This is a genomic window from Streptomyces sp. NBC_01546, from assembly GCF_045208355.1.
Lineage (GTDB): Bacteria > Actinomycetota > Actinomycetes > Streptomycetales > Streptomycetaceae > Streptomyces.
Window position 1 is genome coordinate 2700403 of the sequence record NZ_CP109379.1, and the last position, 15286, is coordinate 2715688.

14 protein-coding genes are annotated in these 15286 nt (G+C 71.0%); 4 read left to right on the top strand and 10 right to left on the bottom strand.

The annotated features are described in order from the left end of the window. Positions 1-104: 104 nt before the first annotated feature. A complete protein-coding gene (locus OHA89_RS11915; protein WP_215149146.1) occupies positions 105-1544 on the top strand; it encodes a cytosine permease in 1440 nt (479 codons plus the stop codon). Between the two features lie 63 nt (positions 1545-1607). Then, positions 1608-2594: an LLM class flavin-dependent oxidoreductase gene (locus tag OHA89_RS11920; RefSeq protein WP_266614745.1), complete on the top strand. Its 987-nt coding sequence runs from the start codon at positions 1608-1610 to the stop codon at positions 2592-2594. Between the two features lie 41 nt (positions 2595-2635). Here OHA89_RS11920 and OHA89_RS11925 read toward each other — a convergent pair whose 3' ends face one another. From OHA89_RS11925 to OHA89_RS11940, 4 genes are all read right to left on the bottom strand, one after another. Further along, positions 2636-4066, bottom strand: coding sequence for a sugar porter family MFS transporter (locus tag OHA89_RS11925; protein ID WP_266614747.1), 1431 nt, complete (start codon positions 4064-4066; stop codon positions 2636-2638). A gap of 218 nt (positions 4067-4284) precedes the next feature. Next, a complete protein-coding gene (locus OHA89_RS11930) occupies positions 4285-8082 on the bottom strand; it encodes an AAA family ATPase (RefSeq protein WP_266614749.1) in 3798 nt (1265 codons plus the stop codon). A 200-nt stretch (positions 8083-8282) separates the two neighbouring features. Beyond that, positions 8283-8501, bottom strand: coding sequence for a hypothetical protein (locus OHA89_RS11935; protein WP_069922122.1), 219 nt, complete (start codon positions 8499-8501; stop codon positions 8283-8285). A 349-nt stretch (positions 8502-8850) separates the two neighbouring features. Further along, entirely contained in the window at positions 8851-9132 is a 282-nt protein-coding gene (locus OHA89_RS11940) for an acylphosphatase (protein ID WP_257553999.1), read from the bottom strand. Between the two features lie 136 nt (positions 9133-9268). Between OHA89_RS11940 and OHA89_RS11945 the strand changes: the two genes are divergently transcribed. Further along, positions 9269-10171 carry a CAP domain-containing protein gene (locus tag OHA89_RS11945; protein ID WP_266614751.1) on the top strand — a complete coding sequence of 301 codons (903 nt, stop codon included), beginning with the start codon at positions 9269-9271 and terminating at the stop codon, positions 10169-10171. Between the two features lie 6 nt (positions 10172-10177). On the opposite strand, the gene OHA89_RS11950 is transcribed toward OHA89_RS11945, so the two are convergent. Next, positions 10178-10783: a flavodoxin family protein gene (locus OHA89_RS11950; protein WP_266614752.1), complete on the bottom strand. Its 606-nt coding sequence runs from the start codon at positions 10781-10783 to the stop codon at positions 10178-10180. Between the two features lie 139 nt (positions 10784-10922). Between OHA89_RS11950 and OHA89_RS11955 the strand changes: the two genes are divergently transcribed. Beyond that, positions 10923-11330 carry a helix-turn-helix domain-containing protein gene (locus OHA89_RS11955; protein ID WP_215150760.1) on the top strand — a complete coding sequence of 136 codons (408 nt, stop codon included), beginning with the start codon at positions 10923-10925 and terminating at the stop codon, positions 11328-11330. On the opposite strand, the gene mutM is transcribed toward OHA89_RS11955, so the two are convergent. The 5 genes from mutM to OHA89_RS11980 form a co-directional block, all read right to left on the bottom strand. Further along, entirely contained in the window at positions 11303-12196 is an 894-nt protein-coding gene (gene mutM / locus OHA89_RS11960; RefSeq protein WP_406366128.1) for a bifunctional DNA-formamidopyrimidine glycosylase/DNA-(apurinic or apyrimidinic site) lyase, read from the bottom strand. The two genes, OHA89_RS11955 and mutM, sit on opposite strands and share 28 nt — an antisense overlap. 135 nt (positions 12197-12331) lie before the next feature. Beyond that, a complete protein-coding gene (gene rnc / locus OHA89_RS11965) occupies positions 12332-13168 on the bottom strand; it encodes a ribonuclease III (protein WP_215150756.1) in 837 nt (278 codons plus the stop codon). Between the two features lie 19 nt (positions 13169-13187). Further along, complete coding sequence (gene rpmF / locus OHA89_RS11970) at positions 13188-13361, bottom strand: 50S ribosomal protein L32 (protein ID WP_003965982.1); 174 nt, start codon at positions 13359-13361, stop codon at positions 13188-13190. 2 nt (positions 13362-13363) lie between these two features. Continuing rightward, positions 13364-14062: a DUF177 domain-containing protein gene (locus OHA89_RS11975; protein WP_215150754.1), complete on the bottom strand. Its 699-nt coding sequence runs from the start codon at positions 14060-14062 to the stop codon at positions 13364-13366. Positions 14063-14158: 96 nt separating this feature from the next. Then, entirely contained in the window at positions 14159-15190 is a 1032-nt protein-coding gene (locus tag OHA89_RS11980) for a cell division initiation protein (protein WP_406366131.1), read from the bottom strand. Positions 15191-15286: the final 96 nt, after the last annotated feature.

A 15286-nucleotide genomic window follows, 5' to 3' on the forward strand; every position in this document is an offset into this window, starting at 1 on the left:
ACCTTGGAGGTTCCCATCAGGCCGTAAGCCGCTATTTGTGGTCTTAGCGGCAAATCTACGATGATGGGCGACTCCCCTCCACGCCCTCCCCCACGGAGTACTGCATGCCTGCCGAAGAGACCGCGATCGAGACCCGCGGCCTGGAGCCCGTCCCGGACGGCGAGCGCGGCGGCCGGGTCCGCGAGCTCGTCCCCACCTGGGTCGCCGCCAACATCAGCGTGCTCCTGCTGACCATGGGCGCCGGACTGGTGATCTTCAACAAGCTGAACATCTGGCAGGTGCTGGTCGTCGCGGTCGCCGCGCCGATCGTCTCGTACGGGATCGTCGGGCTGATCTCGATCGCCGGCAAGCGCGGCGGCTCCCCGGGCATGGCGCTCTCGCGGGCCGTGTTCGGCCAGCGCGGCAACCTCTTCCCCGGCGCCCTGATATGGGTGGCCCGGTGGGGCTGGGAGACCATCAACGCGGTCAGCGGCGCCTACGCCGTCCTGACCGTGCTCGACCTGCTCTTCGGCATCAAGAGCAACACCCCGCTGATCGTCGTCACCCTGCTGTTCTTCGTGGGCTGCACCTTCGTCGTCTCGGGTCTCGGCATCAACGCGCTGCGCGTCTGCTCGAAGTGGTCGACGTACCTCTTCGGCGCGTTCAGCGTGCTGGTCCTGGGGTACCTGGTCTTCACCACCGACTGGTCCGCCGTCTTCGGCAAGCCTGCGGGCTCCACCGCGATGATGATCGCGGGCATCGGCACCATCGCCGCCGGCGGCATCAGCTGGGTGCCGTCCGGTCCCGACTTCACGCGCTACCTGCCCCGTACGGCCTCCTCCAAGGGCATGGTCGGCGCGACGATCGGCGGCGCCGGCGTGGTCGTGCTCCCGATGGTCCTGATGGGCGCGGTCATGGCCGTCGGCACCCCGGACCTGGCCACCGCCCAGGACCCGGTCTCCTTCATCGGCGAGCTGCTGCCGATCTGGATCGCCGTCCCGTACCTGCTCATCGCGCTCGTCGGGATGCTGCTCATCAACTCGATGTCCATGTACTCGGCCGGCTTCACCGCGCAGACCCTGGGCATCAAGGTCCCGCGCGCCTGGGCGGTCAGCGTCAACGCCGTCATCAGCCTGGTCTTCGGCTTCCTGCTGATGGTCGTGGCGACCAGCTTCTTCGGCTCCTTCATCTCCTTCCTGACCCTGCTGGCCGTGGCCTTCTCCGCGTGGATCGGCGTCTTCGGCGTGGACATGCTGCGCCGCAAGACCTACGACGGCCCCGCGCTGCTGGACACCACGCGGACCAGCGCGTACTGGTACCGGGGCGGCTTCGCCTGGCAGGCGATGACCTCGTGGGCCCTCGCCCTGGTCGTGGGCCTGCTGTTCACCAAGGTGGACTGGTTCAGCGGGCCGCTCGCCGGCACCTGGATCGGGGAGAACGGCCTCGGCTGGGCGGCCGGCATCCTGACCTCGGGCGTGCTGTACGCGGTACTGCCGCGCACGGCGGTCCCGGACGCGCCCGCTCCGGCCGAGGAGCACGAGCTCGCCGGATCCCTGTCCAACTGACGCTACGTCAGCTAACGTCCCCCTTCGCCCGCCCACCCACATCCGGCGAAGGGGGACTTCTCCATGCCCATCACCGTGGCCCGGTTCAATCTCGTCGACCCCAGCGGCACCCCCGAGTCCCTCTCCGCCCGCTACAAGGCGGCGCTGGAGATGGCGAGGTACGCGGACGACCGCGGGATCGACACCATCCAGACCGAGGAGCACCACGGCACCGGCAACAACTGGCTGCCCTCCCCCTTCGCCTTCGCGGGCGCCGTCTTCGGCGCCACCCGCCGGATCGCGGTCACCGTCTCGGCGATCATCGGCCCGCTGTACGACCCGCTGAAGGTGGCCGAGGACATCGCCGTACTGGACCTGCTGAGCGGCGGGCGCCTGGTCACGGTGGCGGGCATCGGCTACCGGCCGGAGGAGTACGAGCAGCACGGCGTGGAGTGGGGGCGGCGCGGCCGGCTCCAGGACGAGCTGCTGGAGACCCTGCTGAAGGCGTGGACCGGCGAGCCCTTCGAGTTCCGCGGCCGCACCGTACGGGTCACCCCGCGGCCGTTCACCCAACCGCACCCGATGCTCCTGGTCGGCGGGAGTTCGCAGGCGGCGGCGCGGCGCGCGGCCCGGCTGGGGCTGCCGTTCTTCCCCAGCGCGCACCTGCCGGAGCTGGAGGCGTACTACCGGGCGAAGCTCGCGGAGTACGGCACGGAGGGCTTCTGCATGATGCCCGCGGCCGAGACCCCGCTGCTGCACATCGCGGAGGACCCCGACCGGGTCTGGGCCGAGCACGGCGAGCGCTTCCTGCACGAGGCGGGCATGTACGCGTCCTGGCAGTCCAAGGACATCCGCAGCGCCGTACGGTCGGCCGCGCGCTCGGTGGCCGAACTGCGCGCGGAGGGCGTGTACCGGATCCTCACGCCGGACGAGGCACTCGCGTACGCCCGGGGCGCGGGCGAGTCGGGGAACCTGGTGCTGCACCCGCTGTGCGGCGGGATGCCGCTGGACGAGGGCTGGCGCAGCCTGCACCTGCTGTGCGAACAGGTACTGCCCCGGCTCAAGGACTGAGCCGGGGCAGTATCGAGGAGAAGGGGTGTTGGCGGGGGTGGTTACCCCATCTCCTCCAGCGCCTTGCCCTTGGTCTCCGGCACCCACTTGAGGATGAAGGGGATCGAGAGCAGGGCGAAGACGGTGTAGATCACGTACGCGCCGGACAGGTTCCAGTCCGACAGGGTCGGGAACGACACGGTGATGACCCAGTTGGCGATCCACTGGGCCGAGGCGGCGACGCCGAGGGCAGCGGCCCGGATGCGGTTCGGGAACATCTCGCCGAGCAGCACCCAGACCACCACGCCCCAGGACAGGGCGAAGAAGAGCACGAAGGAGTGCGCGGCGATCAGCGCGATCGTGCCCTGGGTGTCGGGCATCGTGATGTTGTCGCCGCTGCCCTCCTTGTAGGAGAACGCCCACGCGCAGAGGCCCAGGGAGACCGCCATGCCCGCCGAGCCGATGAGGGCGAGCGGCTTGCGGCCGATCCGGTCGACGAGGACCATCGCGATCACCGTGCCGATGATGTTGATGATCGACGTGGTGAAGGAGTAGAAGAACGAGCTGCTCGGGTCGATGCCCACGGACTGCCACAGCGAGGAGCTGTAGTAGAAGATCACGTTGATGCCGACGAGCTGCTGGAAGACGGAGAGGCCGATGCCGATCCAGACGATGGGCAGGAAGCCGAAGCGGCCGCCCAGCAGGTCCTTGAAGGTGGACTTGTGCTCGGAGTGCATCGCCTGCTCGATCTCGGCGGCGCGTGCGTCGATGTCGATCTTCGAGCCCTCGACCTCGCGCAGCACCTCCTTGGCCTGCTCGGTGCGGCCGACGGAGATCAGGTAGCGGGGGGACTCCGGGATGACGAAGGACATCAGGCCGTAGATCACGGCCGGGATGACCATGATGCCGAGCATCCACTGCCAGGCCTCCAGGCCGGCGATCTCGCCGCGCTGGTCGCCGTCGGCGAGGTTCAGGAGGCCCCAGTTGACCAGCTGGGAGACGGCGATGCCGATGACGATGGCGGCCTGCTGGAAGGAGGCGAGCCGGCCGCGGTAGGCGGCCGGGGACACCTCGGCGATGTAGGCGGGGCCGATGACGGAGGCCATGCCGATGCCGAAGCCGCCGATGACGCGCCACATCGCCAGGTCCCACAGGGCGAACGGGAGGGCCGAGCCGATGGCGCTCGCGGTGAAGAGGACGGCGGCGATCTGCATGCAGCGGATGCGGCCGATCCGGTCGGCGATGCGGCCGGCGGTGGCGGCGCCGAGGGCGCAGCCGATCAGCGCGGCGGCGATCACCTGGGCGAGCGCCGCGGATCCGACCTCGAACCGTTCACGGATGGCGACGACGGCGCCGTTGATGACGGAGCTGTCGTAGCCGAAGAGGAAGCCGCCCATGGCCGCGGCCGCGGCGATGAAGATGACGTGCCCGAGATGGTCGGGGCGGGCCGCCCGGCCACCGCCTGACGCGGGTGCGTTCGCTGTGCTGGTCAAGATGCGCTCCTGGGCCCGGCGTCGACGGCGGGCGGTGTGGGGGTGTGCGTCTGTGCGCGTGTTCCTCCAGTGGCGCACAGCAAACTGCTCACCACCACCTGAACGTCGAACACGGCAAGGCAGAGCTTATGACTTCACTTTCTGAAGTCAATAGGGCTGAAGAACCCGCTGCGCGCGAGTGAAGAGAGCCACAGTGTTCACTTCCTGAAGTGAACTGGTCAGCGCAGCCGCTGGCTGATGACCTTGGAGACCCCGTCGCCCTGCATCGAGACGCCGTAGAGCGCGTCGGCGACCTCCATCGTCCGCTTCTGGTGCGTGATGACGATCAGCTGGGAGCTCTCCTGGAGCTCCTCCATGATCCGGATCAGCCGCTGCAGGTTGGTGTCGTCGAGCGCGGCCTCGACCTCGTCCATCACGTAGAACGGGCTGGGCCGCGCCTTGAAGATGGACACCAGCAGGGCCACGGCGGTCAGCGAGCGCTCGCCGCCCGAGAGCAGCGACAGCCGCTTGACCTTCTTGCCCGGCGGGCGCGCCTCGACGTCGACTCCCGTGGTCAGCATGTTGTCGGGGTCGGTGAGGATCAGCCGGCCCTCGCCGCCGGGGAACAGCCTCGAGAAGACCCCCTCGAACTCCCGGGCCGTGTCCCGGTACGCCTCGGTGAAGACCTGCTCGACGCGCTCGTCGACCTCCTTCACCACTTGAAGGAGATCGGCGCGGGTCTTGCGCAGGTCCTCCAACTGCTCGCTGAGGAACTGGTGGCGCTCCTCCAGCGCCGCGAACTCCTCCAGCGCGAGCGGGTTGACCTTGCCGAGCTGCTGGTAGGCGCGCTCGGCCGCCTTGAGCCGCTTCTCCTGCTGGGCGCGGACGAAGGGGCCGGGAAGGTTCCGGGGGTGCTCCGGGTCCGCGGGCAGCTCCTCGCCCTCGGCCGGCAGGGACGGCGGCACCGGCTGGTCGGGGCCGTACTCGGCGACGAGCCCGGCGGCCTCCATACCGAACTCCTCCAGCGCCTTGGCCTCCACCGCTTCGATGCGCAGCCGCTTCTCGGCGCCGAGCACCTCCCCGCGGTGCACCGAGTCGGTGAGCTTGTCGAGTTCGCCCTTCAGGTCCCGGCCGCTGTTCCTGGCCTCGGCGAGTTCCCGCTCGCGCAGGCCCTTGGCGTACTCGGCCCCGGCGCGCTCCTCGTCGGCCCGGCCCAGCGAGACCTCCACGTGCGCGAGCAGCTGGCGGGCCCCGTCGGCCACCGCCCGGGCGACCTCCGCCTCGTGCCGCAGCCGTGCCCGGCGGCGCTCCGCGCGGGTGCGGGCCTCCCGTTCGGCGCGGGCCGCCCGGTCGAGTGAATCCGCCCTTCCGGCCAGTCCCTTGACCCGCTCCTCGTGGGTCCTGAGCTGCAGCCGGGCCTCCATCTCGGTCTGGCGGGCGTTGGCCCCGTCGGCGGCGAGCCGGTCCCGCCGGGAGGTGTCCGGCTCCTCCTCCGCCGGCATCTCCTCGGCCGTCGCCAGCTGCCCGGCGCACTCCTCCACGTCCAGCAGCGCCTGCTCCAGCGCGTCCTGGGCCTTGGCCGCCGCGGTGACGCTGCGCTCGGCCTCGCCCGCGGCCCCCTTCGCCTGCCCGGCGAGGCGGCCGAGCTGCTGGGCGACGCCGGCACGGGCCCGCTCGCCGGCCCGGCGGCGTTCCGCGAGCTCCTCGACCAGGGCCGCCGCGTCCTGCCGCCGCGCCCAGGCGGCCGCCTGGGCTCCGGTCAGCTCCCGGCACTGCCCGTCGAGCCGGGCCAGCTCGGCCGCGGCCTCGTCGACCGCCGCCTGCACCTCGATCAGGCTGGGCGCCCCGGCGGAGCCGCCGTGCGCGAGGTGTGCCCCGAGGATGTCGCCCTCGACGGTCACCGCCACCGCGCCGGGCCGCTCCGCGACGAGGGTCTCGGCCTCGTCGAGCGTCCCGACCACGAAGTGGTCCCGCAGCACCCACGCCACGGCCCGCCGCACCTCGGCATCGCCCTGAACGAACTCGGCGGCGGCTTCGCTGCCGGGGCTTTGGCTGATCCCGTCCGCCTGGCGCGGGCTGGATTGCCCGCAGGGCGATTCCAGCCTCGCCTGGGGGCCCCTCCCAGCGGTAGCTGGGGGAGCTTGAGGCGCGGGTCCGGGCAGAGCCCCGTTTCGGGAAGGGGCGGGGTGGGGGAAGGCCCCTTCACCGGCAGCGGCCTGCCCGGGGAGCAGGCTGCCCGCAGCCGCGCCCACCGGGCCCGGGGCCTGCCCCGGAACCACGGCCCCGGCCCCGGCGGCCGAGGCCTGGCCCGGGAGGGCCGGCGCCGCCGGGGCGATCAGGAGGGTGGCGCGCCCCGCGTCCGCGTCGCGGAGGTGGCGGATCGCCGCGGCCGCGGCGGCCGGGGACGACACCGCCAAAGCGTCCGCCGCCGAGCCCAGCGCGGCGGCCACGGCGACCTCGTACCCCGGGGTCACCGACAGCCGCTCCGCCGCCGGTCCCAGCAGCCCGGCCAGCCGCTCCCGCGCCGCGAGCAGCGCTCCCGTACCGTCCTTGCGCCGCAGCCCCAGCGCCAGCGCGTCCCGCCGCGCCGACACCGCCGCCCGCGAGCGCTCCGCCGCCGTCACCGCGTCCCGGGCCGCCGCCAGTTCGGCGTCCGCCTCGGTCAGCCCGGCCCGCGCCGCCTCGTACTCGCCCTCCACCGAAGAGTCGTCGAGGCCGCCGACCTCCTCCGCCAGGACCTCGTACTCCTCCTGCGCAGCCACCGCCCGGGCCGAGGCCTCGTCGCGCGCCGCGACGAGCCGGTCGATCTCGGCCTGCGCGGCACCGGCCCGGGAGCGGGCGGCGCCGAGCCGGCCCGTCAGCCGGGCCAGCGCCTCGCGCCGGTCCGCGATGGCCCGCGCGGCGTCCCGCAGCCGCCGCTCCTCCTCGGCCAGCGCCCGCTCCAGCTCCGCCCGGTGCGCCGCCGTGTCCTCCAGCGCGTGGGAGGCCGCCTCCAGAGCCGCCGTCAGTTCCGCCTCCTGCTCGCGGATCCGCGCGGCCTCCTTCTCCATGTCCTCCGGATCGCGCCCCCGCCGCTCCTCCTCCGCCGGAGCCGTCGCGCTCTTGACCCGCGCGTCCGCCAGCGACGCGGTTCCCCGGACCCGCTCGGCGAGCTGCGAGAGCTCGTACCAGGTCTGCTGCGCCCGCTGGAGCCGCGGCGCGAGCTCCCGTACGGCCTCCTCCAGCTCGGCCTCGCGCCGCAGCGCCTCCGCCAGCCGGGCCTCGGCGGCCTCCTTGCGTTCCTTCAGCGCCGCCTCGTCCGCGACCTCCGCGTCGAGCGCACGGCGCAGGGTGACCAGGTCGTCGGCGAGCAGCCGCAGCCGCGCGTCGCGCAGGTCCGCCTGGATGACGGCCGCCCGGCGGGCCACCGCGGCCTGCCGGCCCAGGGGCTTCAGCTGGCGCCGCAGCTCTTCGTTGAGGTCCTGCACGCGCGCGAGGTTCGCCTGCATCGCGTCCAGCTTCCGCAGCGCCTTCTCCTTGCGCTTGCGGTGCTTCAGTACGCCGGCCGCCTCCTCGATGAAGGCGCGGCGCCCCATGGGATCGGCGTGCAGGACGGAGTCCAGCTGGCCCTGTCCGACGATGACGTGCATCTCGCGGCCGATGCCGGAGTCGGAGAGCAGCTCCTGGATGTCGAGCAGGCGGCAGGTGTCACCGTTGATCTGGTACTCGCTGCTGCCGCCGCGGAACATGATCCGGGTGATGGTCACTTCGGCGTAGTCGATGGGCAGCGCGCCGTCGGAGTTGTCGATCGTCAGCGAGACCTCGGCGCGGCCGAGCGGCGGACGTCCGGTGGTCCCGGCGAAGATGACGTCTTCCATCTTCCCGCCGCGCAGGGATTTGGCCCCTTGTTCGCCCATGACCCAGGACAGCGCGTCCACCACGTTGGACTTGCCGGAGCCGTTCGGACCCACGACACAGGTGATGCCGGGTTCGAAGCGCAGGGTGGTCGCGGAAGCAAAGGATTTGAAGCCGCGCAGGGTCAGGGACTTGAGGTGCACGCCGCCGGACTCTACCTTTCGCGTTCGGTTTCGCCCATGAAGGTCAGGGCAAACCTGACGTCAAAGGAATCAGTCCCTCCACTTGGCCTCATGCCGCGGGGCGCGGTGTCCAGAGAAAGGCGGTGTCCAAAGAAAGAAGGGACGCCGGAGCGTCCCTTGCAGATCATGCGGGGCTGGAGTCGAGCGACGATGAGAGCGGATCAGGTGAGCGCAGGCTCCGCCTGGGGTACGTCGATCTCGATGCTGTCGAGCAGCGAGTCTCCGTCGTGCTGAGCGGCGGCCGCGTTCAGCGCGTCATTTTCGGACTGAATCCGTACGAGCTCGGACTCGAGGTCCTGGACGCGCTGCTGAAGCCGTCGCATCTCGGCGAGGAGTCGCGGATCGGAACCGCCGACGTAACCGAGAAGCGCCTTTGCCATGATGGATGGTCCTCCACACTGAGTGACCGACCGAAGCGGTGTGGGTCGTGAGGGAATCGCACCCGCGGATGTCCGACAGCGACTGTCAGTCACTGCTCTTACTACTGCCAACACTGCCAAACAGCTCAGGTGCGCGGGGCTTCCAGCGTCTCACCAAAAAGTTTGACGGTCAACACGATCACGCCCCGTATCGGCGGGCAGCCCGGGCCCCGCAAGGGACGTGGAGATCATCCTCATCTCCGAGCCTTCCACGGATCGCCCGCGTCGGCAACGCGTCGACGGAGAATGCGCAGATCCGACCGTGTGCGGACGGCCTCGGGGTGTGATCAGTACATGATCAGCAGAAAGGTCACCGGATCGCGAAGCCGTCGTAGCCACCGCGCGGTGTGCCCCAGATCTCTGTCACCCCGTCCACCCGGCCGGGCGTGTCGGCCGAGCGCAGCCAGTCGAGCAGCCGGTGGCAATTCTCACGTTGACCTTCCGCCACCACCTGCACTCGCCCGTCGTCGAGATTGAGCGCGAAACCGACGACTCCGCCGATCTCCAGGGCGTTCTCCCTGGTGAACCAGCGGAAGCCGACTCCCTGCACACGGCCGCGCACCCAGGCGATCAGGCGGACATCTTCATTCATGCGTGAACGCTAACCGGGCAAACACTTTCGGGACACATCGCCCCCTTGCCCCATGGCGTACAGTCGCGCACCAATGAACTCACCCATTTGGGCGAGTAAGGGACGATCTTGATCTGGTAAGGAAGGCACGACGCCGATGGGACGCCACGGACTTCACGCCGCACCGCGCCGCGGCGGCAAGCGCGGCACCGCCCTGCGCACCGGCCTGCTGGGCGTCTCGGTTGCCGTGGCGCTCGGTACGGCCGCCGTCACCACCGGCATGGTGCCGGTCGGCGACTCCTTCCCCTACGTAGGGGTCGCCGGTTCGGCCTCCGACTCCACAGAGGCCCGCGCGAAGGCCTCGGCGAGCCCCGACGGCAGCGCCGTGGACCAGCAGGGCGGCCTCGCCAACCTGTCCGGCCGCGTCCCCACCGGCTCGGGCTCCCCGTCGGCCGGCCCGTCGGCCTCCCCTTCCCCCTCCGCCTCACCGAGCCCGTCCGCATCGGCCTCCGCGTCGCCTTCGGCGCCGGCATCGGCTTCGGCTTCGGCCTCGCCGAGCGCCTCGCCCTCCGCCGCGCCGTCCACCGCGCGTTCCAGCGAGGCCCCGGCGAAGCCCGCCCCCGTGCCCCCGAAGCCGTCCGCCAAGGCGCCGACGACCCCGCCCCCGCCGGCCATCGACGGTCACTCCGCCGAGGAGGCCGCCGTGGTCACCCTGGTGAACCAGGAGCGCGCGCAGGCCGGGTGCGGTCCGGTCCGGGCGAACCCGCCGCTCGCGACGCTGGCGGGCGCCTTCAGCAAGGACATGGCCACCCGCGGCTTCTTCGGCCACACCGACCCCGACGGCAACAGCCCGTGGGACCGCGCCACCAAGGCCGGGATCTCGGGCCTCGGCGGCGAGAACATCGCCCGCGGCCAGGGCGACGCCGAGGCCGTGATGAAGGCCTGGATGAACAGCCCGGGCCACAAGGCGAACATCCTCAACTGCGAGTTCCGCACCCTGGGCGTCGGCGCCCACTTCGCCGCCGGCGGCCCCTGGTGGACCCAGGACTTCGGCTTCTAGCGAGCCTTAGAGCGCGGCCAGGGCCGCGCGGCCCGCGACGACGACGCGGGCGTGCTCGGCGACGCGCCGGCCCAGGTGCTCGGCGGTCGCGATGTCGGCCTTGTGGACCGCGTCCGCACCCTCGTCGGAGTTGGTCTGCGCGGCGGCACCGGCGAAGACGCCGAGGCGGTTGAGGTCGTTCTCCGAGGCGGTGCTGGAGTTCCAGCCCGGCTTCAGGCCCAGGTTGACCCAGCTCATGCCGTGCTGCGCGGCCAGGATCTGGAAGAACTGCAGGGTGTGCAGCTTGTCGCCGCTCTTGGAGGCCGAGTTGGTGAAACCGGCCGCCACCTTGTCCTGCCAGGCGTCGCCGAACCAGCGCTTCGAGGTGGCCTCGGCGAAGACGTGGAAGGCACCGGACGCCGTGCCCATGTAGGTCGGCGAGCCGAAGACGATCGCGTCGGAGGCGTCGAGCAGCTCCCACTGCGCGTCGTCGATCTCGTCGACCTTGATGAAGTGGACGGTCGCACCGGCCTCGGCGGCGCCGTTGCGGACCGCCTCGGCGATGACCGCGGTGTGGCCGTAGCCGGAGTGGTAGGCGATCGAGACGACGGGGGTGTGCGTGGTACCGGACACGGGGAACTCTCCTCGGGAAGTCCCCGTCGCCTCACGGGAGCGGTGCGACGGGGGAAGACTGCGACGAGGAAAAGAAAACCACTAACTTTTAGAAAGCGCAACCCCTCAGTTAGCGCTATACGGAGGTACGCTCTACCTCATGGACACACCATCCGTCTGTACCGAGAGCGCCGAGTCCGAACTACCGTTCGATGCCTTCGCGCGCGCGTGCCCGTCCCGGGAAACCCTGGAACACGTCACCGGCCGCTGGGGCAGCCTCACCGTGGGCGCTCTGCGCGAGGGCCCGTGCCGCTTCAACGAGCTGCGCCGCCGCGTGGAGGGCGTGAGCGAGAAGATGCTCTCCCAGACCCTGCACGCGCTGGAGCGCGACGGCATCGTCAACCGCGAGGCGCAGCCGACCAACCCGCCCCGCGTCGACTACGAACTCACCCCGCTCGGCGTCGAGGTGGCGGACCGTCTGCTCTCCCTCATCCACTTCCTGGAGGGGAGCATGCCGGACGTGCTGACCGCCCGGCAGACCTACGACGACACGCGCGGAGCCCGCTGACAGCGCGGGCAGAAGTAGCTCGACCTGTTCATCCACGGCCGGCGCCGCATCGGCGTACCGCAGCGACGGCAGGGCTCGTCCTCGCGCCCGTAGGCGTCGAGCGACCGGTCGAAGTAGCCCGACTCGCCGTTCACGTTGACGTAGAGGCTGTCGAAGCTGGTGCCGCCGACGGCGAGGGCCGCGTTCATGACGTCCCGGACGTGGCCCAGGAGTTCCGCGCTCCGGGGGCGTGTGAGGGTGGCCGTGGGGCGCTCGTAGTGCAGCTTGGCGCGCCACAGCGCCTCGTCCGCGTAGATGTTGCCGACCCCGCTGATCAGGGACTGGTCGAGCAGCGCCCGCTTGACGGTGGTCCGCCGGCCATGCAGCGCCAGGTGGTAGGCGCCCTCGTCGAACAACGGGTCCAGGGGGTCGCGCGCGATGTGGGCGATGACGTCGGGCAGCCCGTCGGTGCTGTCGGCGGCGACCTCGTGCAACGAGAGCCCGCCGAAGGTCCGCTGGTCCACGAAGCGCAGTTCGGTTCCGGCGGCGCCCGCGGCGGAGCCGCTGTCGGAATCAGTGAACCGCACCCGGATCCGCAGGTGCTTCTCGTCGGGGGCGTCCTCGGGCTGCACGAGCAGTTGTCCGCTCATCCCCAGATGACCCAGGACCGACAGGTCCCGGCCCGCCAGGGGCAGCCACAGGTACTTCCCGCGCCGCTGCGGCACCCCGATGGTCTCCCCGCGCAGGCGCGCCGCGAAGTCGGCCCCGCCGCCCGCGTGGCGCCGTACGGCACGGGGGTGCAGGACCTCGACGGCCTCGACGGTCCGCCCGGCCACCCAGCGCTCGAGGCCCCGCCGCACGACTTCGACCTCGGGCAGCTCGGGCACGGTTCTCCTCCGGTGGCGATGCGGTTCTGGGCGCTGCCGCCGAGCCTACCGGCCCCGTCGCGGGGCCCCGGAAACGGGACCGCCCCGCCGCCTGCCGGGGCAGGTGGCGGGGCGGGGGAAACCCCGAAGGAAGGGTCAGGCGCTCGGCGTCGGGTCGGCGGGCGTCGGCGCCCCGCCCTCCTCGGCCGGAGCACCGGCTTCGGCGTTCGCACCGGCCGCGGCCGCAGCCGCGATCCGCTCGTCCGCCGCGGTACGGATACCGCGCCAGGCGGATTCCGCCGCCTGCTGTTCCGCTTCCTTCTTGCTGCGGCCGGTGCCGGTGCCGTACGAGACACCACCGACGCGGGCAGCAGCAGTGAAGGTCTTCTCGTGGTCCGGGCCGGTCTCGGTGACCAGGTATTCCGGTACGCCAAGACCTTCGGCCGCCGTGAGCTCCTGGAGACTGGTCTTCCAGTCCAGGCCGGCTCCGAGGTTCGAGGACTTCTCGATGAGCGGGTCGAAGAGCCGGTGAACCAGCTCCGAGGCCGCGTCGAGGCCCTGGTCGAGGTAGACCGCGCCGATCACCGCTTCAAGGGTGTCGGCGAGGATGGAGGCCTTGTCCCGGCCACCCGTGCCCTCTTCGCCCCGGCCGAGCCGGATGAAGGAGCCGAGTTCGAGGCCACGCCCGACCTCCGCCAGTGCACGCGAGTTGACCACCGCGGCCCGAAGTTTGGCCAGCTGGCCTTCGGGGAGATCCGGGTGGGTCGTGTACAGCGTGTCCGTGACCACCAGGCCGAGCACGGAGTCCCCGAGGAACTCCAGCCGCTCGTTGGTGGGCAGACCGCCGTTCTCGTACGCGTACGAGCGGTGGGTCAGTGCACGCACCAGAAGGGCGGACTCGAGTCGATACCCGAGCCGCCCTTCCAGAAGCTTGTGGGACGAGGCCGCGTTGTTACTGTCTGCCTGCTTCTCAGCGTTGGACAGCTCAGACATTGCGCCTCTCACCAGCCGCTCAGACCTCGAGGACCTGGCGCTTGTTGTAGGTGCCGCAGCTCGGGCACGCAATGTGCTGGAGCTTCGGCTCCTGGCAACGCTCACACGAAACCAGGGTGGGGACCGCAGCCTTCCACTGCGACCGGCGGTGGCGCGTGTTGCTGCGCGACATCTTCCGCTTCGGAACAGCCACGGCTACTTCTCCTGCTTCTCGGCGGCGCCCTGAACTCCGTCAGAGGCAGTGCCGCTCATGTTGTCCTTCTCGTCGTCCTGATCGGTCACGACGAGTCCCTGCAGTGCCGCCCAACGGATGTCGACGGCGTCATGGTGGTGGTCCGGGTCGTCGTTCAGGCTGAGCCCGCAATCGGGGCACAGTCCGAGACAATCCTCCCGGCACACCGGCTGCAGCGGCAGTGCGAGCACCACCACGTCGCGCAGCACGGGTTCGAGGTCGAACAAACCGTCCTCGAGGAAGAGCGTGTCCTCGTCGTCCTCGGCGTCGTCGGCCGGCTCCGCCTTGGAGCGGGTCCGGTCGTCGGCGTCAGGGTACGAAAACATCTCCTGGAAGTCCGCCTTGAGCTCGCGCTCCACGGACTCCAGACACCTTACGCACTCCCCGGTTGCCGATGCACGGGCGGTGCCTGTGACAAGCACCCCTTCCATGACCGACTCCAGGCGGAGCTTGAGCTTCAGCGGGGTGCCTTCCGGCACTCCGATGACGCCGGCGAGACCGAGGTCCGCCGGTGCCGCGATCTCACGGGACAGCCGCTGCATGGCACCAGGACGCCGACCCAGCTCGTGCGTGTCGAACACGAGGGGGTTGCGGTGGTCGAGGCGGGTATTCAGGGCCGTTCCTGCTTTCACAGATCGCTGAAGATCAAAGACGCTGCCCATAAAGATTGAGCCACATGTGGGCAGCATGGATCGCGGTGCATACGCGCGACCGAAGAGCCAGGATACCCGGCAGCGCGCTCTGCGCCCAATCCTGGCCTAGCGCCCCTGTTCGTACTGGCGCAGCTGATCCAGGTTGATCATGCTCGTGTCGAAGAAGCTGGTCTCGTCGAGCGAGGGCTGCTGCCCCTGCGGCTCCTGGTACGCGGCATACGGGTCGGGCTGCTGCTGCTGGTATCCCGCATACGGGTCGGGCTGCTGCTGGTACCCCGCATAGGGGTCCTGGTGGCCCTGGTAGGCGTAGCCGTCCTGCTGCTGGGGCTGCTGCTGGTAGGAGTACGTGTCGTACACAGGCTCGGGCTGCGCCGGGATCGGCGACGCGGGCGCCGGCTGCGGCTCGGCCAGGCCCGCGAGGAAGTCGGCGTCGCTCCCGGAACGGGACTGCTGCCCGCCCGCCGCGTCCTGGGCGGCCATGTGTGCGCCGAGGTCGTCCGTGGGCACCCGGCCCAGCAGCTTCTGCCGGCCGCGGCCGACGGCCTCCAGGGTCTTGGAGAGCACCGCCTCGAAGGTCGCCAGCTTGGTGTCCACGTACGCGTCCGCCTGCTGCCGCTGCGTGTCGGGGTCGTGGCTGCGCTCGGGCGCCTCGTCGTAGTCGGGGTCCCGGTAGCCCTGCTCGTCCAGCCCGGGGCCGCGGCCCAGCAGCTTCTCCCGGCCCCGGTCCACCGACCCGATGGTCTTGGTGAGCACGACCTCGAAGTTGGCGAGCTTGCTGTCGACGTAGTCGTCGGCCTCGGCCCGGATCTCCTCGGCCTCCCGGCGGGCCTCCTCCAGGATCCGGTCCGCCTCGGCCTGGGAGCGCCGCGCGATCTCGGTGTCGGAGATCAGCGAACCGCGCTGGTTGTGGGCGGACTCGATGATCCGCTCCGCCTCCCGGCGGGCCTCCTCGACCATTTGCGCCCGGCCGCCGATGAGCTCCTGCGCCTGTGCGAGCGAGCCGGGGAGCGCCTCGCGGACCTCTTCGAGCTGGGCGAGCAGCTCGGCGCGGTTGATCACGCAGGAGGCCGACATGGGCATGGACCGGGCGCCGCCGACGGCCGCGACGATCTCGTCGAGCTTCTTCTGCACGTCCATGGGGGCTCGCACTCTCTCGGCCTCGGGCGGTTCCCGAGTCGGACGCCACGACTGTAAGGCCAGCGGGCGGCCCCCCGACACTGACTGACGGCCCGT

Bases quoted from the DNA above. Each gene is read 5' to 3' on its own strand.
- rnc (WP_215150756.1), bottom strand. From the start codon at position 13,168: ATGTCTGAGCTGTCCAACGCTGAGAAGCAGGCAGACAGTAACAACGCG.
- OHA89_RS11945 (WP_266614751.1), top strand. From the start codon at position 9,269: ATGGGACGCCACGGACTTCACGCCGCACCGCGCCGCGGCGGCAAGCGC.
- OHA89_RS11940 (WP_257553999.1), bottom strand. From the start codon at position 9,132: ATGAATGAAGATGTCCGCCTGATCGCCTGGGTGCGCGGCCGTGTGCAG.
- OHA89_RS11975 (WP_215150754.1), bottom strand. From the start codon at position 14,062: ATGGGCAGCGTCTTTGATCTTCAGCGATCTGTGAAAGCAGGAACGGCC.
- OHA89_RS11935 (WP_069922122.1), bottom strand. From the start codon at position 8,501: ATGGCAAAGGCGCTTCTCGGTTACGTCGGCGGTTCCGATCCGCGACTC.
- OHA89_RS11955 (WP_215150760.1), top strand. From the start codon at position 10,923: ATGGACACACCATCCGTCTGTACCGAGAGCGCCGAGTCCGAACTACCG.
- OHA89_RS11980 (WP_406366131.1), bottom strand. From the start codon at position 15,190: ATGGACGTGCAGAAGAAGCTCGACGAGATCGTCGCGGCCGTCGGCGGC.
- OHA89_RS11915 (WP_215149146.1), top strand. From the start codon at position 105: ATGCCTGCCGAAGAGACCGCGATCGAGACCCGCGGCCTGGAGCCCGTC.
- OHA89_RS11920 (WP_266614745.1), top strand. From the start codon at position 1,608: ATGCCCATCACCGTGGCCCGGTTCAATCTCGTCGACCCCAGCGGCACC.